The following is a 20,413-nucleotide window of genomic DNA, read 5'->3' on the forward strand; positions in this document are numbered from 1 at the left end:
CCCGCAGTATGAGGCCGCCCCGGTACCCGGCCCCTCTGCCACCCACACTGCAGGCCCAACGAAGGCCCCCAAATTAAACCCATCTGCCGCCCACACTGCGGGCCCAAGGACGGCCCCAAAAGCAAATCCCTCTGCCGCCCACATTGCAGGCATGGCGAAGCCGGTACGAAACACCGCCACCAGCTTCCTACAATCACCCCATGTCCCTTTTCTCCACGCCCGACCACGCAGCACAATCCCCGCTGCTCAGCACCCTGAACCCGGAGCAGCGCGCCGCCGTCACCTTGCCGGCCGAACACGCCTTGATCCTGGCGGGCGCGGGCTCAGGCAAAACCCGTGTGCTGACCACGCGCATCGCCTGGCTACTGCAAAACGGACTGGTCACACCTGGCGGGATATTGGCGGTGACCTTTACCAACAAGGCCGCCAAGGAAATGATGACGCGGCTCTCCAGCATGTTGCCGGTCAACGTGCACGGCATGTGGATTGGCACCTTCCATGGCCTGTGCAACCGCTTCCTGCGCTCGCACTTCAAAATGGCCAACCTGCCGCAAAGCTTCCAGATTCTGGACACGCAAGACCAGCTCTCCGCCATCAAGCGCCTGTGCAAGCAGCACGCCATTGACGACGAACGCTTTCCGCCCAAGCAGTTGCAGTGGTTCATCTCCGGCTGCAAGGAAGACGGCCAGCGCCCCGCCAATGTGGAAGCGCGTGACGACGAGACGCGGCGCAAGGTCGAGATCTACCAGATGTACGAGGAGCAGTGCCAACGCGAAGGCGTGGTGGACTTTGGCGAGCTCATGCTGCGCTCGTATGAATTGCTGCGCGACAACGACCCCATACGCGCGCACTACCAGCGGCGCTTTCGCCACATCCTGATTGACGAGTTCCAGGACACCAACCGCCTGCAATACGCCTGGATCAAGATGCTGGCCGGGCAGGGTGCGAACGCCTCGCCCGACATGCCCGGTGGCGCGGTGCTGGCCGTGGGCGATGATGACCAGAGCATCTACGCCTTTCGCGGCGCGCGCGTGGGCAATATGGCCGACTTTGTGCGCGAGTTCCATGTGCAGCACCAGATCAAGCTGGAGCAGAACTACCGCAGCTACAGCAACATCCTGGACTCGGCCAATGCCCTGATCAGCCACAACGGCAACCGCCTGGGCAAGAACCTGCGCACCGACCAGGGCCCCGGTGAACCGGTGCGCGTGTACGAGTCCCCCAGCGACTATGCCGAGGCGCAGTGGATGGTGGACGAAATGAAGCAGCTGCACCGCGAGGGCATAGACCGCAAGGAGATTGCAGTGCTGTACCGCTCCAACGCCCAAAGCCGGGTGATAGAGACGGCGCTCTTCAATGCCGCCATGCCCTACCGGGTCTACGGTGGCCTGCGCTTTTTCGAGCGGGCCGAGATCAAGCACGCGCTGGCGTACTTGCGCCTCTTGGAGAACCCCAACGACGACACCAGCTTCATGCGGGTGGTGAACTTTCCGGCGCGCGGCATTGGCGCGCGCAGCCTGGAGCAGTTGCAGGACCTGGCCAAAGCCACGGGCTGCTCGCTGCATGACGCGGTCAGCGCGCTCACAGGTCGTGCCGGTGCGGCCATTGCCGGCTTTGTGGCCAAGATCGATGTGCTGCGCGAGCAGACCAGCGGTCTGAACCTGCGCGACATCATCTCCCGTATGCTGGAAGACAGTGGCCTTTTGGCGCACTACCGCGCCGAGCGAGAGGGTGCGGACCGGGTCGAGAATCTGGAGGAACTGGTGAGTGCCGCCGAGAGCTTTGTGATGCAGGAGGGCTTTGGCCGCGATGCCGCAGGCATGACCCAAAGCGCTGGCCTGACGCAAAGCCCGGCCAGCCAGGGCCTGAGTGGCGAGGCGATAGAGCAGTACGGCATCGAGCCCACCGACCTGACCTTTGGTGACACCGGCGAAACCCTGTCACCCCTGGTGGCCTTTTTGACCCACGCGGCGCTGGAGGCGGGCGACAACATGGCGCAGGCCGGGCAGGACGCCATCCAGCTCATGACGGTGCACTCGGCCAAGGGCCTGGAGTTTGACTGCGTGTTCATCACCGGCGTGGAAGAGGGTCTGTTCCCGCATGAGAACTCCATGAGCGACCGCGACGGACTGGAAGAAGAGCGCCGCCTGATGTACGTGGCCATCACCCGCGCCCGCCAGCGCCTGTACATGAGCCATTCGCAAACCCGCATGCTGCATGGGCAGACACGCTTCAACCTCAAGAGCCGTTTTTTTGACGAACTGCCGGAAGAGGCGCTGAAATGGCTCACCCCCAAGTTGCCGGCACCTGCGGCCTTTGGCGGCGCCGGGCGCGGCTGGCAAGGTGGCAATGCCAGTGGCTATTCAGGAGGCTATGGCAACCAGGGCAGCTCGGGCTTTGAGTCGACGCGCTACCCTGCGGGGGGCACGGTGCGCGTGGAAAAGGAAGTGGTGCGCCGCGACGAATCGGTCAACGGCTTGGTCGTCAAGCAAAAGGTGTTTCACGCCAAGTTTGGCGAGGGCACGGTGCTCACCCTGGAGGGCACGGGGGACGATGCCCGCGCACAAATCAACTTCCCGCGCCATGGCACCAAGTGGCTGGCGCTCAGCGTGGCCAAGCTCACTCCGGTGCCCTGAAAGGAGCAGGCTTAAGTTACCTCGATGCCGGGTGCATCGGCGGTGCCGGCGTCAAAGCAGTCGCGGAAGGTGAAGTAAATCGAGGTGAAGAACATGGCCGCCATCACCATGGCCACCGGGAACATGATGCCCGACACCGCCTCGGGGCTGCCCATCAGCGCGGCAATCACGGCCACCACCATGCCCATGGCAATGAAGGCCCCTAGCCAGACCAGGCTGTAGACGGTAAAGGCCCAGAAATTGCGCAGGCAGGCCACCATACTGAAGAACAGGCTCTTGACCGGCGGCACGCCATGCCAGTGCACCAAGGCCGGTGCGTGCCAGAACAGCAGGGAGAGCGGCATGTAAAGGCCCATGGCCAGCAGCACCGCGCTCTCAAAATCCGGCTCCATCAGGGTCTCGGGCGTCAGGCTGCCGCCAATCAGGTAGAGGCGGGCGAACTTGCCGCCGTCCACCGTGGCGGAGATGGCCAGCACCAGCAAAAAGCCCGCGGCATAGATCAGGCCCAGAACCAGCATGGCGCGCATCTGTTGGCGCCCGGCCTTGAAGGCGCTCAGCAGCACCGTGGGCATGGGGAACTTGCCCTTGGTCGTTTCCTCAGTCGCGGCCATCAGGCCCAGGGTGGCGGCCGGCAGCAGGGCCAGGGCCAGCACATTGCCAATCAGCGGGATCAGGGTCAGCACCGACATCACCGCCATGAACATGAAGAACAGGCCGCTTAGTGCCAGCGGCTGCTTGATGAAAGTGCGAACCCCCAGCTTGAACCATTGCACCCCGGTGCGGGCCGGAACGATGTTGAGTTTCATGCAGACAGAGTCTCGGTAGGTTGTACAGTGGATGGCGAGGTATTGAACAGCGCGGCCATGGTCAGGGGGGCGGCAATGCGCGCCCGCAGCACGCGCTCAAAGTGGGTAGGGTCGTGGGGCTTGAGCATGGCGGCCTCGCGCGGCAGGTGCAGGTCCCACAGGCGCGAGAGCCAGAAGCGCAGGGCGGCGGCGCGCGCCAGGGCGGGCAGCAGTGCGCGTTCCTGCGCGGTCAGGGGGCGCACGGCCTCATAGGCCTGCAGCAGGGCGCGGCTGCGTTCGGCATCAGCCTGGCCGGTGGGCAAATCCACACACCAGTCGTTCAGGCAGACAGCGATGTCAAACAGCCAGGCGTCCACACCGGCAAAATAAAAATCAAAGATGCCGGTGAGCTGCGGGGCCTGGCCCTCTGGCAGGTCCTGGGCAAACATGGCGTTGTCGCGGAACAGGTCGGCATGGATGGGGCCGCGCGGCAGTGCGCCATAGGCCGAGAGGGTGGCCACATGGTTCTGGTAGGCCAGCTCGCTCTTGAGCAGGTCGGCCTGGGGTGCGTCCACAAAAGGCAGCACCACCGGCACGGTCTCGTTCCACCAGGGCAGGGCCCTCAAGTTGGGCTGCTGCATCTCAAAGCTGCGTCCGGCCAGGTGCATGCGCGCCAGCACCTCGCCCAGGGCGGTGCAGTGGGCGGCGGTGGGTGCGAGTTCGCTCTTGCCCTTGAGGCGGTTCACCACGGCAGCGGGTTTGCCGCACAGGCTGTGCAGCACATCGCCATCGCGGTTGGCCGCCGGGTCGGGCACGGCAATGCCATGCACGGCCAAGTGCTTCATCAGCCGCAGGTAAAAAGGGAGTTGCTCCGCTGTGAGCCGCTCGAACAGGGTCAGCACATAGGGCGCCTGGTCGGTGGTGACGAAGTAATTGGTGTTTTCAATGCCCCCGGAGCAGCCCTCCAGGTGCTGGAGTGTGCCCAAATCGAGAGACTGCAAAAAGGTGTCGGCCTCAGCGAAGGAGACCTCTGTGTATACCGCCATGCCTGAATTGTAGGGCCGGGCCGACGCAGGCAAAATGCACCCATGAGTGAACCCAAGAAAACCCTGCTGCTGGTGGACGGCTCCAGCTATTTGTACCGCGCCTTCTTTGCAGGGGGCGGTGACATGAAGATCACCCTGCCCGATGGCCGCGAGCAAAAGACCGGCGCCATCCGCATCATGATCAACATGATGCAGTCGCTGCGCAAGGAATATCCCACCGACTTCGTGGCCTGCGTGTTTGACGCCAAGGGCCCGACCTTCCGTGACGCCATCTATCCGCAGTACAAGGCCCACCGCGACCCTATGCCCGATGAGCTGCGCAGCCAGATCGAGCCCATCCACGAGGTGGTGCGCCTCCTGGGCTGGAGCGTGCTGGACGTGCCGGGTGTGGAAGCCGACGACGTGATCGGCACCCTGGCCGTGACTGCCGCCCGGCAGGGCATCGAAGTGATTGTGAGCAGTGGCGACAAGGACCTGGCGCAGTTGGTGGACGAGCACATCACCATCATCGACACCATGAACGGCAAGCGCCGTGACCTGGCCGGGGTGGAGGCCGAGTTCGGCGTGCCCGCGCGCCTGATGCTGGATTACCAGACCCTGGTAGGCGACACGGTGGACAACGTGCCCGGCGTGCCCAAGGTGGGCCCCAAGACCGCCGTGAAGTGGTTGCAGGAATACGGCTCGCTGCAGGCCGTGGTGGACAACGCCCACCAGATCAAGGGCGTGGTGGGCGAGAACCTGCGCAACGCACTGGGCTGGCTGCCCACCGGGCGCTCGCTGCTGACCATCAAGACCGATTGCGAACTGGGCGACCGCATCCCTTCGCTGCCGCTGCTCGATACCTTGATTCCCGCTGTGCAGAACTCCGAGGCGCTGTTGGCCTATTGCGAGCGCTTTGGCTTCAAGGGCCTGGCCAAGTCGCTGGCGGCGGGGGCATCCAATGGGGCAGCAGGTGCAGGTGGTGGTGGTGGCAATGGTGGTGCTGGTGGTGCGGCCCAGGCTGCCAAAGCGGGCTCTGCAACCAAGCCCAACCCCGGCCTGTTTGATGCCGAGAACCCGGGCCTGTTCGACAGCGCGCCGGAAGCCGCTGCCACCCATGAGCCGCGTGTGCCCCCGGCAGGCTATGAAACCATCCTGAGCTGGGAGGCCCTGGACCAGTGGCTCGCAAAAATCACGGCGGCCGAACTCACCGCGCTGGACACCGAGACCAATTCCCTGGACGAGATGCGCGCCGAGATCGTGGGCATCAGCTTCAGCGTGGCCTCCGGTGCGGCCGCCTACATCCCGCTGGCCCACAACTACCCCGGAGCCATCGACCAACTGCCGCGCGAAGAGGTGCTGGCCAAACTCAAGCCCTGGCTGGAAGACCCGGCGGCCAAGAAGTTGGGCCAGCACATCAAGTACGACCGCCACGTGTTTGCCAACCACGGCATCGAAGTACAGGGCTATGCGCACGACACCATGCTGCAAAGCTATGTGCTCGAAGTGCACAAGCCCCATGGCCTGTCCAGCCTGGCCGAGCGCCACTTGGGGCGCAGCGGCATCAGCTTTGAGGACCTGTGCGGCAAGGGCGTAAACCAGCTCACCATCAACCAGGTGGACATTGCCAAAGTGGCCGAATACGCCTGCGAGGACGCCGAGCAGACGCTGGAGGTGCACCAGACCCTGTGGCCGCTGCTGCAGCAGGACAGCGGCCTGGAATTCATTTATGCGCTGGAGATCCGCAGCAGCGAGGCCCTCTACCGCATCGAGCGCAACGGCGTGCTGATCGACGCGCCCACGCTGGCCGCGCAAAGCCATGCGCTGGGCCAGCGCATTCTGCAGCTGGAGACCGAGGCGCACGAGCTGGCAGGCCAGCCCTTCAACCTCAGCAGCCCCAAACAAATTGGCGAGATCTTTTTCACCAAGCTGGGCCTGCCGGTGGTGAAGAAGACGGCCACCGGCGCACCCAGCACCGACGAAGAAGTGCTGGAAAAGCTGGCCGAAGATTTCCCTTTGCCAGCCAAAATTCTGGAGCACCGGGGTCTGGCCAAGCTCAAGGGCACCTACACCGACAAGCTGGCCCAACTGGCCCTGCCGCGCACGGGCCGTGTGCACACCCACTACGCGCAGGCTGTGGCCGTGACCGGACGCCTGTCCAGCAACGACCCCAATCTGCAGAACATCCCCATCCGCACGCCCGAGGGGCGTCGCGTGCGCGAGGCCTTTGTGGCGGGTGCTGGCAATGTGATTGCCAGCGCCGATTACAGCCAGATCGAGCTGCGCATCATGGCCCACATCAGTGGGGACGCCGCACTCCTGCGCGCCTTTACCGAGGGCCTGGATGTGCACCGCGCCACCGCCGCCGAGGTGTTTGGCGTGGCCGTGGAGCAGGTCACCAGCGAGCAGCGCCGCTATGCCAAGGTCATCAACTTCGGGCTGATCTACGGCATGAGCGCCTACGGGTTGGCGCGCAATCTGGGCATCGACAACACGGCGGCCAAGAACTATATCCAGCGCTACTTCGAGCGCTACCCCGGCGTGAAGGACTACATGGACCGCACGCGCGAAGAGGCCAAGGCCAAGGGTTATGTGCAGACCGTGTTTGGGCGGCGCCTGTACCTGCCGGAGATTGGCTCACCCAACGGCCAGCGCCGCGCGGGTGCCGAGCGTGCTGCCATCAACGCGCCCATGCAGGGCACGGCCGCTGACCTTATCAAGCTCAGCATGGTGGCCGTGCAGCAGGTGCTGGACGCTGAGCAACGGGGCACGCGCATGATCATGCAGGTGCATGATGAACTGGTGTTTGAAGTGCCCGAGGCCGAGGTGGACTGGCTCAAAATCGAGATCCCGCGCCTGATGGCCGGGGTGGCCGAGCTCAAGGTGCCCTTGCTGGCCGAAATGGGCGTGGGCCCCAACTGGGACAAGGCACACTAGGCGTTCTGCTGTGACGTAACCTATTTTTTTGATGGCTTGAAACCGAAGGACGTGGCGTGATTCTGATTTCCATTTTGCTGGGCACACTGGTTGCTGGCGTAGGCAGCGTCTGGCTGGCTGCATTGCTGAGCTTTGGCGCACTGGGCCGCTTCACCCAGCACATGCTGAGCATGGCTGCCGGTGCCCTGCTGTCCACCGCCTTCATGCACCTGTTGCCTGAGGCCTTTGAGAGCGGCATTGAGCCGCATGACCTGTTCCTGACCCTGCTGGTGGGCCTGGTGTTTTTCTTTTTGCTGGACAAAGCCGAGCTCTGGCACCACGGGCATGAGCACCACCACCCGGAGCGGGTGGAGGTCGGGTCCGGTGCGCATGCGGCGCATGGCGAACACGACCATGGTGCGCACGCTCACCACGGGCACGTGCAGGGCCATGACCATGGCAGTGCTCCCAAGGGAGGCAGCTGGGCCGTGCTGGCGGGCGACAGCGTGCATTGCTTTGGTGACGGCGTGCTGATTGCCTCCGCCTTTGTGGCTGACCTGCGTCTGGGCGCTATTGCGGCACTCGCCGTGCTGGCGCATGAAGTGCCCCACCACATGGGCGATCTGATGGTGTTGCGCGCGGGCACTTCCAACAAGCGCGCGGCCCTGATCAAGGTCTCGCTGGCCGGTGCGGTCACCGCCTTGGGCGGCGTGCTGGGTTACTGGCTGGTAGACCAGTTGCACAGTTGGCTGCCCTACTTTTTGGTGGTGGCCTCCAGCAGCTTTGTTTATGTGGCGCTGGCCGACCTGATTCCGCAACTGCAAAAGCGCCTTTCCGCCCGCGAGACCGCGGCACAGATCGCCTGGCTGGCCGCCGGCATTGTGCTGGTGGCAGCGATGAGCAGCCTGGGCGAGCACGCGCACTGAGGGTTGCGGGGCGGCGGGTTCACTGCCTTTGCAGGCGCTTCTCCAGCATGCGGCTGGCCTGCACCAGGGCCTGTTCCAGCGCATCGCGAACCGGATTGGGGGCTGCGCTGTCTGGCAGCAACAGGCTGATCCGGAACGCAATGTCCACCGCCAGCGGTCGCACCTCCAGGCCATTGCCCCGGCACTCCAGGGCGGTGAGTGGGTTCACAATCGCCACCCCCAGCCCCTGGCGCACCATGGCGCAGATGGCAGCCGCACTTTCAGTTTCCAGGCACTGCAGGCGACTAACACCGTGTTCGGCAAACCAGCGGTCTATGGCCTGGCGGTAGGGGTCGTTCACGGCCAGGCTGATGAAGTGTTCGCCCTCAAAATCCTGCGCCTGCAGCACCCTCTTGCGGCACAGGCCGTGGGTGCTTGGCAGCACCGCCACCTCGTTGGCCTGAAACAGGGCCTGCCAGCGCAGGCCCGCAGGGGCTTCGGTGGCCTCGCTCAGCCCCAGGTCAAAACGCTGCTCGCCCAGGGCCTGCTCCAGCCAGGGCGACTCCAGAGGGTGCACGCTGACCAGGGCTTCGGGCGTACTTTTGGCCAGGGCCAGCAGGGCATGCGGCACCAGGGACTGTGCCAGTGCGGGCAGGCAGGCCAGACGCAGGCGTGCGCTGGTGAGGGTGCGCAGCTCGCGTGCGCGCAGACCAATCTGCTCCAGGCCTATGAAGGAGCGCTCCACTTCCTGCATCAGCGCCAGTGCCCGGGCAGTAGGGCGCAGGCGTCCGCGCACCCGGTCAAACAGGTCAAAGCCCAGCAGCTGTTCCAGGCGCGCGAGCTCGCGGCTGAGCGTGGGCTGGCTGGAGTGGCTGGCCTCGGCCGCGCGGCTCAGGTTGCCGTGCAGCATGACGCTGCGGAACAGGCCGAGCTGGCGGTGGGTGAGGGCGGGCGGGTGGTCGGAGGGTACCCGCGGCGTGGCGCGAAGGGATGTGGGCATATGCTGGACTATATCCAAAGTGAATGGATTGAAGATAAAAATGGCATTGATGCCATGGCTGCTTCTGGGCATGATGGCGCCATGAACCCTTTTGCCCCCACCCTCCTGGCCGATCTGGCCCGCCAGCACGGCACCCCCTTGTGGGTCTATGACGCAGCCACCATCCGCCAGCGCGTGGCTGCCCTGCAGTCTTTCGATGTGCTGCGCTTTGCCCAGAAGGCCAACTCCAACACCCACCTGCTGCGCTTGTTGCGCGAACAGGGCGTGGTGGTGGACGCGGTGTCGCTGGGTGAAATCGAACGCGCCCTGGCCGCAGGCTTTGTGCCTGGTGTGCACGAGGGCCACGCCGAGATCGTCTTCACCGCCGACCTGATGGACCACGCCACTCTGGCGCGCGTGGCCGAGCTGGGCATTCCGGCAAACTGCGGCTCCATCGACATGCTGGGCCAGTTGGCAGAAGCCAGCCCCGGCCACCCGGTGTGGCTGCGCATCAACCCCGGCTTTGGCCACGGCCACAGCAACAAGACCAACACCGGCGGCGAGCACAGCAAGCACGGTATCTGGCATGGCGACCTGGTGGCTGCCTGCGCGCAGATCAAAGCCAGCGGCCTGCAGTTGCAAGGCCTGCACATGCACATCGGCTCGGGCGTGGACTACAGCCACCTGCAGGAAGTCTGCGGCGCCATGGTGGAGCTGGTCAAAACCGTGCAGACCCAGGGGCTGGACCTGCAAGCCATCTCGGCCGGTGGTGGCCTGTCCGTACCCTACCAGGCCGGTGAACCGGTGATCGACACGGCGCATTATTTTTCACTCTGGGATGCGGCGCGCCAGACCATCGCTGCGCTCCTGGGCCACGCGGTGCAGCTGGAGATCGAGCCGGGCCGCTACCTGGTGGCCGAATCCGGTGTGCTGGTGAGCGAGGTGCGGGCCAGCAAGTTCCAGGGCGCACAGCACTTTGTGCTGGTGGATGCGGGCTTCAGCGACCTGATGCGCCCGGCCATGTACGGCAGCCACCACGGCATGGAAATCATCCACGCTGATGGTTCGCTGCCAAGCGGGGACCTGCAGAGCTCGGTGGTGGCCGGGCCGCTGTGCGAATCGGGCGATGTATTTACCCAGGGCGAGGGCGGTGTGGTGCTGCAGCGCGAACTCCAGGCTGCGCAGGTGGGCGACCTGCTGGTGGTGCATGACACCGGTGCCTATGGTGCTTCCATGTCCTCCAACTACAACACCCGCCCGCTGATTGCCGAGGTGCTGGTGGACCAGGGCACTGCCAGGTTAATCCGCCGCCGCCAGACGGTGGCCGAGCTGCTGGCGCTGGAGGCGGTGTAAGCAGCGCAAGGTCGCCTGCATTGCACGGGCCCGTGCAAGCCGGACGGGGCCTTCCAGCCCCGGCTACATCCAACGGGCTACTTCAACTTGGCGTCTTCGATCAGCACCTTGTAGGCATAGCCCGCGCCAAAATCCTTGTCGGTGTGCACGGTCCCGCTCACGGTGATGACGGCACCCACCTGGGTGCTGTCCGTGGTGGTGACCAGAACATCGTTGCTGCCATCGGCTTCGCGGCCGGTTCCATCGCGCAGATGGATCCAGTTCTTGCCCATGATGCCGGCGTTGAACTTCACCACCTTCCCATGCACCTGCACGGGCTTGTCCTTCAGGGTCTTGGCGCCGCCTACTACTTCGGCCACGGTGTGGGCATTGGCGCCGGTGGCTTTGGATACGCTGACCACTGAAAGGTCGGGCTTGATGCCGGCTATGTCACCCTGCGGGCTGCTGGCGGCTTTCGCGTCGCCCTGGATGCTGCCAAAAACAATCGAGGGGAAGGTCTTGTGCAGCGCCTTGCTCTCAAAGTTGTTCATCACCATGGTATTTTCCAGCGTGACTACCGCGCCTTTTTTTACCGCCGTCTGGTTCACCGCGGCCCAGGTCTCTCCGGTTTTGGTTTTGAGCCGCAGATAGGTGTAGCCCACAGCGTCCTGGCTCTCCAGTACCTCGCCGGTGAGCAGACCGTTGGATGGCGCCTGCGCGTCAGCGGCGAAGGCCGTCTGGCAGAGAAGTGCCGAGGTCGCCAGAACAAGGCTTAGCAATTTTTTCATGGTGTGCTTTCTCGAAGGGCGTTGGATGGGTGTGGATTCAGCCCTGCGCCACCGGACGGCTGGAGTCGCTGCACCACTCGCTCCAGCTGCCGGCAAACAGGGCGGTGCGGCCAAGGCCTGCAATCTCCATGGCCAGGATGTTGGGCACGGCGCTTACGCCACTGCCGCAGTGGTGCACCACCGTGGCCGGGTCGCGCTGGCCCAGCAGGGCGGTGAACTCGGCACGCAAGGTGGCGGCGTCCTTGAAGTGGCCATCGGCCCCCAGGTTCTGGTTGAACGGACGGTTCAAGGCACCGGGGATGTGACCGGCCACCGGGTCTATGGGTTCGACCTCGCCACGGAAGCGCGGTGCGCCCCGGGCATCCACGATCTGCTGGCCTGGTTGGCCCAGATGGGCAAGAACGGTTGCCACATCCACCAGCGTTACCAGAGGCTCGCTGATCTGGAAGCTGCAGGCCGCGGCTGTGGGCTCCACACCGCTGGCGCTGGCGCCACCGGCGGCTTGCCAGGCCTGCCAGCTGCCGTCCAGCACCGCCACGTTGGCGTGACCCAGCCACTTGAGCATCCACCACAGGCGGCCACAGTAGTTGGCGCCTTGGCGGTCATACACCACGGCTTGCATGCCGTTGGCAAAGCCGATGCGGCCCAGCCATGCTGCGAAGACTTCGCGCGCGGGCAGCGGGTGGCGTCCACCCGAGGCGGCACCGGTGATGCTGCGATCGCCCTTGGCGCTGAGGTTGTTGTCCAGGTGGGCGTAGACCGCGCCGGGGATGTGTGCCTCCTGGTACTGGGCCGGGCCGGTCTCGGGCTGCATCAGGTCGCAGCTGCAATCAAACACCATGCAGGGCGTTTTGCTGGCCAGCAGGGTCTGCAATTGCGCAGCCGTTATCAGGGTGGTGTAGGGTGTGCTGGGGGTGGCAAGGTCTTGGGTCATTGCACAGGTTCCGTTCAGTGTTCTTCGGCTGGCGTGTTGGGCAGGGCGCGCGAGCGCAAGGCGGTTGCCAGCACGCCGCTGGTTACGATGATAGCGATGCCCAACCAGCCCATGGGTGCAATGTGGTCGCCAAACAGGGTCAGGCTGAAGATGGAGGCAAACACAATGCCGGCGTATTGCATGCTGGCCACCACCAGCGTGGCACCCTGGCTGTAGGCGCGTGTCATGCACAGCTGGCCCAGAGAGGCCAGCACACCTATCGGCACCACCCAGGCCGCATCCTGCCAGCGCACCTGGGCCCATGGCGTCATGTCGGTCACCAGCATGCCGATGATGCCCACCAGTGCGGTGCCCACCGAAAAGTAAAACACGGTGCGCTCTTCGGGCTCGCCCACCCGGCCCAATGCCGTGACCTGCATATAGGCCAACGCCGCACCCATGCCCGAAAGCAGGCCCACCACGCCGGCAAACAACTGGTCGTGGTCTATGGTGGGGCGCAGCGTCAGCACCACACCGGCAAAGCCCAGCAGCACGGTGCCCAGCAGCGGACCCTGCTTTTCAGACTGGCCGTAAAGCAGGGCGCCGCCCACGATAAAGGCCGCCACCCAGACGCCGCTCATGTAGTTCAGCGTCATGGCGGTGGCCAGGGGCAAATGGGCAATGGCGTAAAACCACGAGCCCAGCGAGACCACACCCACGCCGCTGCGTGTCAGGTGCATCATCGGCACCGGTGTGCGCAAGGATGCGCCGCGCGCCCGCACCACAATGCCCATGAAAACGATGCTGACCAGGCCGCGGTAGAACACCAGCTCGAAGGTGCCAAAGCTGTGCGATGCAAACTTGATCCCCACCGCCATCAAGGCGAAGAAGAACGAGGCCACCACCATCCACAGCGCCTGCACTAGATGTTGCCCATCTGCGTGCGGTACCAGTGGTGAAAGTGCTGCATGCCGTCTTCCATGGGGCTTTGGTAGGGCCCGACTTCGTTGTCGCCACGCGCCAGCAAGGCGGCGCGGCCTGCGTCCATGCGTTCGCCGATTTCGTCGTCCTCGATGCAGGTCTCCATGTAGGCGGCCTGCTGGGCTTCGACGAACTCGCGCTCGAAGGCAGCAATCTCTTCGGGGTAGAAGAACTCCACCATGTTCATGGTCTTGTTTGGGCCCATGGGGTGCAAGGTGGACACCGTCAGCACATGCGGATACCACTCGACCATGATGTGCGGGTAGTAGGTCAGCCAGATGGCGCCGAACTGGGGCTGTGCATTGTTGCGGTAGGCCAGCAAGGCCTTTTGCCAGCGCTCGTACACCGGGCTGCCGGAGCGTGCCAGCTGGTTGGCAATGCCCACGGTCTGCACCGAGTAGTTGTCCTTGAACTCCCAGCGCAGGTCGTCACAGCTCACAAACTGTCCCAGGCCCGGGTGGAAGGGGCCCACGTGGTAGTCCTCCAGGTAGACCTCGATAAAAGTCTTCCAGTTGTAGTTGCACTCGTGCAGCTCCACGCGGTCCAGCACATAGCCATCAAAGTTCAGCTCGGCACGCGGACCCATGTTGGCGAGCTGCGCGGCCACATCGACACCGTTTTGCTCGAACAGCAGGCCGTTCCATTCCTGCAGCTTGTAGTTGTTGAGGTTCAGGCAGGGGTCGTGGTCAAAGTGCGGGGCGCCCAGCAGGGTGCCTGCGGGTACCGAGCCGCTGTTCACGCCGCTGTAGGTCCAGCGGTGCAGGGGGCAGACGATGTTGCCGCCGCCCGCAGCAGGCCCTTGGGTGAGCGAGCCCCGGCCCTTGAGCATGACCGCCTGGCGGTGCCTGCAGACATTGGAGACCAGTTCAATGCCGCTGGCATTGCGCACCAGGGCGCGGCCCTCGCCCTCCTGAGGCAGCGCATGGTAGTCGCCATGGTTGGGGACGCTCAGGGCGTGGCCCACATAGCGCGGACCGTTCTGGAAGATGTGCTGCATCTCCCGCGCATAAAGCGCCGTGTCAAAGTAGCTTGAGACGGGTAGCTGCGAGCTGCTGTTGGCAGCTTCGGCTGGCTTGGGAGACAGTACGGGAGAGATTTTTTTGTACAGGGTTTGCACAACTCGGTCCTTTTAAGGAAACAAAAAACCCCTGTGGACAGGGGCTTGAAGGGCAGTTACCTCGAGAGCTGCCTGGGCGTTGATTGTAATCGCTGAATCGCCTGGGCCCGGAAATAGGCGTGCACAACTAAAACACGCAGCAAACAGGCACGGCTGGGCATCCTGATCAATAATTGCTGCACTGCAACAAATTTTTAACCCAAGGATCCACCATGTTCAAGAACACTCCCTTTGAAGCCATCGCCAAAACCATGTCGGAAGCCGCTCCGAAAATGAACCCTGCTGCCATGCAGGAAGCCATCAAGCCCGTGCAGGAAAACCTGAAGGCCTGGGCCGATCTGGCCCAAGTCCAGGCCAAGGAAGCACAGGCCGTGATCACCGACACCGTGGCCTCCATCAAGGGCGCCAAGGACCCGCAAGCCGCGTTTGAAGTGATGAAGGCCTCGGCCGAAGCCGGCATGGCCCTGTTCGCCAAGAACCTCAAGGCCGCCACTTCGCTCAGCGTGGGCCAGTTCCACACCAGCGTGGACGCCATCGAAAAGGCCCATCCCGCTCCTGAAGCCTTTGCCAATGTGGCCAAGAACCTGAAGGCCGCTGCTTCCACTGCCGAATCCACCCTGGACACGGCTCTGGAAAAAGGCGTGGCTGCTGTGGCATCTGCCACCAAGGCCACCAAGAAGGCACGTTAATTCGTTGCTAACGCGAGTGCGTTCCGGCCGCAAGGCATAGAAAAACCCGGCCCCCTGTGGGCCGGGTTTTTTTGTTTGCGGGTCTGGCAGTGCCAAGCGCCTAAAATCGCAGTCTGCGGCTTTGCCGATCCACCAATCCCTGAAGAAACATGCCCAAGGCCAGCGCCCCCTCCCAGACCCCGTCCGCAGTTGCGGATGCGCCAGACGGCGCCGCACTGCCGCACAGCTATGAAGAGGCCACGCAGGAACTCGAAGCATTGGTGCGCCGTCTGGAGTCGGGTGAAATGCCCCTGGACCAATTGCTCAGTGGCTACCAGCGTGGTGCTGCCCTGCTGCAGTTTTGTCGCGACCGGCTGCAAGCCGTCGAAGACCAGATCAAGGTGCTGGACGATGGCACGCAGAAAACCTGGAAGGCGCAATGATGGCGGCTGATGGTGCAAACGACATGCTGGTCTTCCAACTCGATTCGTGGTCAAGCAAACGCCTGGAGCAAGTAGAACGTGCTTTGGAGCGCTGGGTTACTGCGGACGTCAGCCCCGGTTGCGTACATGCAGCACCTGCTGCGCTGGTGGAAGCCATGCGTTACGCCGTGCTGGACGGCGGCAAGCGCCTGCGGCCCTTGCTGGTGCTGGCCGCCCATGAGGCCGTGGCGCCTGACAGCAGCCTGTGTGCCGAAGCGGCCCTGCGTGCGGCCTGTGCGGTGGAGCTGATACATGCCTATTCCCTGGTGCACGATGACATGCCCTGCATGGACAACGATGTGCTGCGCCGTGGCAAGCCCACCGTGCATGTGCGCTTTGGCGAGGCCAGCGCCCTGCTCGCGGGGGATGCCTTGCAGGCACTTGCCTTTGAACTCTTGACGCCCGAAGGCGATGCCGTCCAGCCCCTGCTGCAGGCCCGCCTGTGCAGCCTGCTGGCGCGCGCCGCAGGCAGTGCTGGTATGGCCGGTGGCCAGGCCATTGACCTGGCCAGCGTCGGCCACACGCTGACCGAGGCCGAGCTGCGCGAGATGCACCAGCTCAAGACCGGTGCCCTGCTGCAGGGCAGCGTCATGATGGGCGCCTCCTGCGGCACGCCCGATGCACGGGCACTCGCCGCACTGCAGGACTATGGCGCAGCCATGGGTCTGGCCTTCCAGGTGGTGGATGACATCCTGGATGTGATTGCCGATTCCAGCACCCTGGGCAAGACTGCCGGCAAGGACGCCGACAACGACAAGCCCACCTATGTATCCCTGATGGGTCTGGCACCCAGCCAGGCTTACGCACAAGATCTTCTGGCCCAGGCACACCAGGCCCTGCAGCGCAGTGGCCTGGCCAATACCCGGGCTTTGGCCGCGCTGGCCGACATGGTGGTCAACCGCGCCCACTAGGCGCATGCTCACCATGTCCCCTGAACGCCCGCGCAACCTCACCACTTACATGCCGAACACACCTCACCCCCTGCTGGAAACCATTCACAGTCCGGAAGACCTGCGCAAACTCTCGCGGCCGCAGTTGCACACCTTGGCGACCGAATTGCGGGACTACTTGCTGCACAGCGTGGCCCGCACCGGCGGCCACCTGAGCTCCAACCTGGGTACGGTGGAACTGACGGTGGCGCTGCATTACGTGTTCAACACGCCGGATGACCGGCTGGTGTGGGATGTGGGCCACCAGACCTATCCACACAAGATCCTGACTGGCCGGCGCGAGCGCATGGCCAGCCTGCGACAACTCGGTGGCCTGAGCGGCTTCCCGCAGCGCACGGAAAGCGAGTTTGATACCTTTGGCACGGCCCACTCCAGTACTTCGATATCGGCCGCGCTGGGCATGGCCCTGGCCTCCAAGATCAAGGGTGAGGAGCGGCGTGCCATTGCCATCATTGGTGACGGTGCGCTGACCGCCGGCATGGCCTTTGAGGCGCTGAACAACGCCGGAGTGGCGGACTGCGATCTGCTGGTCATCCTCAACGACAACGACATGAGCATCAGCCCACCCGTGGGCGCGCTCAACCGCTACCTGGCCCAGCTGCTCAGCGGCCAGTTCTATGCCGCTGCCAAGAACGTGGGCAAGACCGTGCTGAAGGGCGCGCCCCCGTTGTTCGAGCTGGCCAAGCGCATCGAGGAGACGGCCAAGGGCATGGTGGTACCCGCCACGCTGTTCGAGAAATTCGGCTTCAACTACATAGGCCCCATCGACGGCCATGACCTGGACTCGTTGATCCCCACGCTGGAAAACATCCGCCACCTCAAGGGCCCGCAGTTCCTGCATGTGGTCACCAAAAAAGGCCAGGGCTACCAACTGGCCGAGGCCGACCCGGTGGCTTACCACGGCCCGGGCAAGTTTGATCCGGCCATCGGCCTGCAAAAGCCGCAAATCGCCGGTGCCACCACCTTCACCCAGGTGTTTGGCAACTGGCTGTGCGATATGGCAGCGGCCGATACGCGCCTGGTGGGCATTACCCCGGCCATGCGCGAGGGCTCGGGCATGGTGGAGTTTGAGCGGAGCTTTCCCGAGCGCTACTTTGATGTGGGGATTGCCGAGCAGCATGCGGTGACTTTTGCTGCCGGTCTGGCCACTGAGGGCCTCAAGCCGGTCGTGGCGATTTACTCCACCTTTCTGCAGCGCGCCTACGACCAGCTGATTCACGATGTCGCCATCCAGAACCTGCCGGTGGTGTTTGCGCTGGACCGCGCAGGGCTCGTCGGGGCCGACGGTGCCACCCATGCGGGCGCCTATGACATTCCCTATTTGCGCTGCATTCCCAACATGAGCCTGGCCTGCCCGGCCGATGAGAACGAATGCCGCCAGCTGCTCAGCACGGCCTTTGCCCAGAACCATCCGGTGGCCGTGCGCTACCCGCGTGGTGCGGGAGCCGGTGTGGCCACCAGCGCATCGCTGGACGGCTTGCCCCTGGGCAAGGGAGAAATCCGCAAACAGGGCAAGGCGATTGCCATTCTGGCCTTTGGCACCATGCTGTACCCGGCGCTCAAGGCGGCCGAGGCCCTGGGTGCCACCGTGGTGAACATGCGCTGGGTCAAGCCGCTGGACGTGGAACTGCTCACCGCCGTTGCCCGGGATCACCAAGCACTGGTGACCGTGGAAGAGGGCGCCTTGATGGGCGGTGCCGGCAGTGCGGTGTTGGAGGCCTTGCAGGCCGCCGACCTGCAGTTGCCGGTGTTGCAACTGGGCCTGCCGGACGTGTTCATCGAGCACGGCGACCCGGTCAAGTTGCTGGCCCTGCAGGGCCTGGATGCGGCAGGCATTGAGGCCTCCATCCGCCAGCGTTTTGTCAGTCTCTTGCAGGCAGACGTGCAGGCGGCCTGAGGCGGGCTCAGTGCAGCAGGTGGTACTGGGCCATGTAGGCCAAGGCACCGGCCGCATAGCCCAGCAAGGCCAGTCCGCTGATCTTGCGCAGATACCAGAGGAAATCTATTTTCTCCAGGCCCATGGCTGTCACTCCAGCAGCTGAGCCGATGACCAGAATCGATCCCCCGGTGCCCGCGCAGTAGGCAATAAACTCCCACAAAAAGCTGTCGGGAGGATACTGCTGCAGGCTGTACATGCCCATGGACGCTGCAACCAAAGGCACGTTGTCCACCACGGCACTGACCAGTCCGATGATGAGCACAATGAGGTCTTGTCGGCCCACATGGTGGTCCAGCCATTGGGCGATGGTTGACAGGATATGGCTGTGTTCCAACACGGCCACGGCCAGCAGAATGCCGATAAAGAACACCACTGAACTCATATCAATGCGGGTGAGCGCACGTGCCAGGGTCAGGCGTTGCTTGCGCAACTCTTCCTCCTGGCGGTGTACCAGGTCACCCACCAGCCACAGCAGCCCCAAGCCGAACAAAATACCCATGAAGGGAGGCAGTCCGGTCCAGGTCTTGAACACCGGTACCAGCACCAGAATGGCCATGCCCAGGCAGAACATGAGGTTGCGCTCAAGGGCGCTGGTCTCCTCGCCCAGCGCGGCATCACGCTGCGGTGGCGCCACCACTGGGCGCACTCCCAGCAGGCGGCTGGTCACCAACAGGGGCACCAGCAGGTTGACCATCGAGGGAAGAAAGACGTTTTGCATGATCGCACCCGCGGTCACCTGACCACCTATCCACAACATGGTGGTGGTGACATCGCCAATGGGTGTCCAGGCACCCCCCGCATTGGCCGCAATCACGATGATGCCGGCAAAGAACAGCCGGTCTTCCCGCACAAACAGCAGGCGCTTCATCAGTGACACCATGACGATGGTGGTAGTCAGGTTGTCCAGCACGGCACTCAGGAAGAAAGTCACCAGCCCCACCATCCACATCAGCGCTGAAAGTTGGGTAGTCCGTATGCGTGAGGTGATGACTTCAAAGCCGTTGTGGGCGTCTATCACTTCCACAATCGTCATGGCGCCCATCAGGAAGAAAACGATTTGTGCTGTGCCCATCAGCGATTCACCCAATTGCTGGTTCAGCACAGCCGGGTTGTCCAGGTTGACGCCATAGACCGTCCACAGCAGTCCGGCACCGATCAGGGCAGAGGCCGATTTGTTGATCCTGAGTGGATGTTCAAGGGCAATCGCGGCATACGCCAGAACAAACACAAGGGAAAGCCAGGTGGTCATGGGCGGCAATGCGCACCGGACGCGGGCGCACAAGGGTGTGGTGAAGTAGTGCGCATCAGTGGACGGGCAGAAAAACCGTAGCGGACTTCATGCCTGCGATGGTCAGCAGCAAAGAGCCAAACAGGTGTACCGACGTGGTCATCAGCGCGAGTGCGTAGCGCTGCTGCATGAGCATGCTGACCACCTCGGCCGAGAAACTGGAGAAGGTGGTGAGCGCACCCAGAAAGCCGGTGACCAGCGCCAGGCGCCAGACCGGGTCCAGATCAGGGACGGCATGGAACACGGCCACGCACACGCCCACCAGGTAGCCGCCAATCAGGTTGGCCGCCAGCGTGCCCATGGGCAGCACGGTGCCAGCTACCGTCAAGGTGGGGTTGAGCCACAGCCCCAGCTGCCAGCGCGCCAAGGCGCCCACACAGGCGCCTATACAGATGGCCAGAACCGCAACCATTACGGCACCTTGGCGCCCGCCTCAGGCACGACATAGGGTTGCTGGTTGACGGTCAGGCCGGCATCGGACAGTTTGGTGGCGGTGCGGGGCTTGATGCCTTTGACCCGTTGCATCAGGTCGGCCCAATCCTTGAAAAGCCCCAGTGCACGCGCGTCCAGGATGCGTGCCGTGGCCGCAGGACCCAGGCCACGCACGCTGTCGAGCTCGGCCTCATTGGCCGTGTTGACCTCGAGTGCCAATGCCGAAAACGACAGCAGGCACAGCAGGATGGCAAGGCTTGGCGTGCGCATGGCGGCT

18 protein-coding genes are annotated in these 20,413 nt (G+C 63.9%); 8 read left to right on the plus strand and 10 right to left on the minus strand.

Annotation, left to right across the window (positions count from 1 at the left end; all coding sequences use genetic code 11):
* Positions 1 to 200: 200 nt before the first annotated feature.
* Positions 201 to 2,636 (plus strand): UvrD-helicase domain-containing protein, encoded by a 2,436-nt coding sequence (locus DIC66_RS10090; RefSeq protein WP_117176727.1) that lies wholly within the window; start codon positions 201 to 203, stop codon positions 2,634 to 2,636.
* Between the two features lie 11 nt (positions 2,637 to 2,647).
* On the opposite strand, the gene DIC66_RS10095 is transcribed toward DIC66_RS10090, so the two are convergent.
* Both DIC66_RS10095 and DIC66_RS10100 read right to left on the minus strand, forming a co-directional pair.
* Positions 2,648 to 3,442: a BPSS1780 family membrane protein gene (locus tag DIC66_RS10095; RefSeq protein WP_117176729.1), complete on the minus strand. Its 795-nt coding sequence runs from the start codon at positions 3,440 to 3,442 to the stop codon at positions 2,648 to 2,650.
* Positions 3,439 to 4,467, minus strand: coding sequence for a homoserine kinase (locus tag DIC66_RS10100; protein ID WP_117176730.1), 1,029 nt, complete (start codon positions 4,465 to 4,467; stop codon positions 3,439 to 3,441). Before DIC66_RS10100 ends, DIC66_RS10095 begins: the two co-directional genes overlap by 4 nt.
* 42 nt (positions 4,468 to 4,509) lie before the next feature.
* On the opposite strand from DIC66_RS10100, the gene polA reads away from it, so the two are divergent.
* Positions 4,510 to 7,383: a DNA polymerase I gene (gene polA, locus DIC66_RS10105; protein WP_117176732.1), complete on the plus strand. Its 2,874-nt coding sequence runs from the start codon at positions 4,510 to 4,512 to the stop codon at positions 7,381 to 7,383.
* A gap of 56 nt (positions 7,384 to 7,439) precedes the next feature.
* On the plus strand, positions 7,440 to 8,288 hold the full coding sequence (locus DIC66_RS10110; protein ID WP_117176734.1) for a ZIP family metal transporter: 849 nt from the start codon (positions 7,440 to 7,442) through the stop codon (positions 8,286 to 8,288).
* 19 nt (positions 8,289 to 8,307) lie between these two features.
* On the opposite strand, the gene DIC66_RS10115 is transcribed toward DIC66_RS10110, so the two are convergent.
* Positions 8,308 to 9,267, minus strand: a complete 960-nt coding sequence (locus DIC66_RS10115; protein ID WP_117176736.1) for a LysR family transcriptional regulator — start codon at positions 9,265 to 9,267, stop codon at positions 8,308 to 8,310.
* Between the two features lie 81 nt (positions 9,268 to 9,348).
* Here DIC66_RS10115 and lysA point away from each other — a divergent pair, with 81 nt between their 5' ends.
* On the plus strand, positions 9,349 to 10,599 hold the full coding sequence (gene lysA / locus DIC66_RS10120; protein WP_117177185.1) for a diaminopimelate decarboxylase: 1,251 nt from the start codon (positions 9,349 to 9,351) through the stop codon (positions 10,597 to 10,599).
* A gap of 77 nt (positions 10,600 to 10,676) precedes the next feature.
* Here lysA and DIC66_RS10125 read toward each other — a convergent pair whose 3' ends face one another.
* The 4 genes from DIC66_RS10125 to DIC66_RS10140 are packed head-to-tail and all read right to left on the minus strand — an operon-like array spanning position 10,677 to position 14,344.
* Positions 10,677 to 11,366 carry a nucleotide-binding protein gene (locus DIC66_RS10125; protein ID WP_117176738.1) on the minus strand — a complete coding sequence of 230 codons (690 nt, stop codon included), beginning with the start codon at positions 11,364 to 11,366 and terminating at the stop codon, positions 10,677 to 10,679.
* Positions 11,367 to 11,403: 37 nt separating this feature from the next.
* Positions 11,404 to 12,300 carry a sulfurtransferase gene (locus tag DIC66_RS10130; RefSeq protein ID WP_117176740.1) on the minus strand — a complete coding sequence of 299 codons (897 nt, stop codon included), beginning with the start codon at positions 12,298 to 12,300 and terminating at the stop codon, positions 11,404 to 11,406.
* Between the two features lie 14 nt (positions 12,301 to 12,314).
* The gene (locus tag DIC66_RS10135) at positions 12,315 to 13,202 is read right to left on the minus strand and encodes a DMT family transporter (RefSeq protein ID WP_117176742.1); all 888 of its coding nucleotides are present in this window, start codon (positions 13,200 to 13,202) and stop codon (positions 12,315 to 12,317) included.
* Positions 13,202 to 14,344 carry an aromatic ring-hydroxylating oxygenase subunit alpha gene (locus DIC66_RS10140; RefSeq protein WP_420820490.1) on the minus strand — a complete coding sequence of 381 codons (1,143 nt, stop codon included), beginning with the start codon at positions 14,342 to 14,344 and terminating at the stop codon, positions 13,202 to 13,204. Before DIC66_RS10140 ends, DIC66_RS10135 begins: the two co-directional genes overlap by 1 nt.
* 245 nt (positions 14,345 to 14,589) lie before the next feature.
* On the opposite strand from DIC66_RS10140, the gene DIC66_RS10145 reads away from it, so the two are divergent.
* The 4 genes from DIC66_RS10145 (at position 14,590) to dxs (ending at position 18,374) form a co-directional block, all read left to right on the plus strand.
* The gene (locus DIC66_RS10145; protein WP_117176744.1) at positions 14,590 to 15,066 is read left to right on the plus strand and encodes a hypothetical protein; all 477 of its coding nucleotides are present in this window, start codon (positions 14,590 to 14,592) and stop codon (positions 15,064 to 15,066) included.
* A 149-nt stretch (positions 15,067 to 15,215) separates the two neighbouring features.
* Entirely contained in the window at positions 15,216 to 15,488 is a 273-nt protein-coding gene (xseB, locus tag DIC66_RS10150) for an exodeoxyribonuclease VII small subunit (RefSeq protein WP_117176746.1), read from the plus strand.
* Positions 15,485 to 16,438 carry a polyprenyl synthetase family protein gene (locus tag DIC66_RS10155; RefSeq protein ID WP_233505868.1) on the plus strand — a complete coding sequence of 318 codons (954 nt, stop codon included), beginning with the start codon at positions 15,485 to 15,487 and terminating at the stop codon, positions 16,436 to 16,438. Before xseB ends, DIC66_RS10155 begins: the two co-directional genes overlap by 4 nt.
* Before the next feature lie 49 nt (positions 16,439 to 16,487).
* Entirely contained in the window at positions 16,488 to 18,374 is a 1,887-nt protein-coding gene (dxs, locus tag DIC66_RS10160; protein WP_117177191.1) for a 1-deoxy-D-xylulose-5-phosphate synthase, read from the plus strand.
* A gap of 7 nt (positions 18,375 to 18,381) precedes the next feature.
* Here dxs and nhaD read toward each other — a convergent pair whose 3' ends face one another.
* From nhaD to DIC66_RS10175, 3 genes are read right to left on the minus strand one after another with little or no spacing between them, the layout of a single operon-like run.
* Positions 18,382 to 19,665: a sodium:proton antiporter NhaD gene (gene nhaD, locus DIC66_RS10165; RefSeq protein WP_117176748.1), complete on the minus strand. Its 1,284-nt coding sequence runs from the start codon at positions 19,663 to 19,665 to the stop codon at positions 18,382 to 18,384.
* A gap of 55 nt (positions 19,666 to 19,720) precedes the next feature.
* Positions 19,721 to 20,116: a fluoride efflux transporter CrcB gene (crcB, locus tag DIC66_RS10170; RefSeq protein ID WP_117176750.1), complete on the minus strand. Its 396-nt coding sequence runs from the start codon at positions 20,114 to 20,116 to the stop codon at positions 19,721 to 19,723.
* Positions 20,116 to 20,406 (minus strand): ComEA family DNA-binding protein, encoded by a 291-nt coding sequence (locus tag DIC66_RS10175; protein ID WP_117176752.1) that lies wholly within the window; start codon positions 20,404 to 20,406, stop codon positions 20,116 to 20,118. The genes crcB and DIC66_RS10175 overlap by 1 nt, the downstream gene beginning before the upstream one ends.
* Positions 20,407 to 20,413: the final 7 nt, after the last annotated feature.

Origin of the sequence: Rhodoferax lacus, from assembly GCF_003415675.1 — a bacterium.
Classification (GTDB): domain Bacteria; phylum Pseudomonadota; class Gammaproteobacteria; order Burkholderiales; family Burkholderiaceae_C; genus Allorhodoferax; species Allorhodoferax lacus.

What these genes read in the sequence shown, in the direction of transcription:
- DIC66_RS10090 (WP_117176727.1), top strand. Translation starts at nt 201, where the DNA reads ATGTCCCTTTTCTCCACGCCCGACCACGCAGCACAATCCCCGCTGCTC.
- DIC66_RS10095 (WP_117176729.1), bottom strand. Translation starts at nt 3,442, where the DNA reads ATGAAACTCAACATCGTTCCGGCCCGCACCGGGGTGCAATGGTTCAAG.
- DIC66_RS10100 (WP_117176730.1), bottom strand. Translation starts at nt 4,467, where the DNA reads ATGGCGGTATACACAGAGGTCTCCTTCGCTGAGGCCGACACCTTTTTG.
- polA (WP_117176732.1), top strand. Translation starts at nt 4,510, where the DNA reads ATGAGTGAACCCAAGAAAACCCTGCTGCTGGTGGACGGCTCCAGCTAT.
- DIC66_RS10115 (WP_117176736.1), bottom strand. Translation starts at nt 9,267, where the DNA reads ATGCCCACATCCCTTCGCGCCACGCCGCGGGTACCCTCCGACCACCCG.
- lysA (WP_117177185.1), top strand. Translation starts at nt 9,349, where the DNA reads ATGAACCCTTTTGCCCCCACCCTCCTGGCCGATCTGGCCCGCCAGCAC.
- DIC66_RS10125 (WP_117176738.1), bottom strand. Translation starts at nt 11,366, where the DNA reads ATGAAAAAATTGCTAAGCCTTGTTCTGGCGACCTCGGCACTTCTCTGC.
- DIC66_RS10130 (WP_117176740.1), bottom strand. Translation starts at nt 12,300, where the DNA reads ATGACCCAAGACCTTGCCACCCCCAGCACACCCTACACCACCCTGATA.
- DIC66_RS10145 (WP_117176744.1), top strand. Translation starts at nt 14,590, where the DNA reads ATGTTCAAGAACACTCCCTTTGAAGCCATCGCCAAAACCATGTCGGAA.
- xseB (WP_117176746.1), top strand. Translation starts at nt 15,216, where the DNA reads ATGCCCAAGGCCAGCGCCCCCTCCCAGACCCCGTCCGCAGTTGCGGAT.
- DIC66_RS10155 (WP_233505868.1), top strand. Translation starts at nt 15,485, where the DNA reads ATGATGGCGGCTGATGGTGCAAACGACATGCTGGTCTTCCAACTCGAT.
- dxs (WP_117177191.1), top strand. Translation starts at nt 16,488, where the DNA reads ATGCCGAACACACCTCACCCCCTGCTGGAAACCATTCACAGTCCGGAA.
- nhaD (WP_117176748.1), bottom strand. Translation starts at nt 19,665, where the DNA reads ATGACCACCTGGCTTTCCCTTGTGTTTGTTCTGGCGTATGCCGCGATT.
- crcB (WP_117176750.1), bottom strand. Translation starts at nt 20,116, where the DNA reads ATGGTTGCGGTTCTGGCCATCTGTATAGGCGCCTGTGTGGGCGCCTTG.
- DIC66_RS10175 (WP_117176752.1), bottom strand. Translation starts at nt 20,406, where the DNA reads ATGCGCACGCCAAGCCTTGCCATCCTGCTGTGCCTGCTGTCGTTTTCG.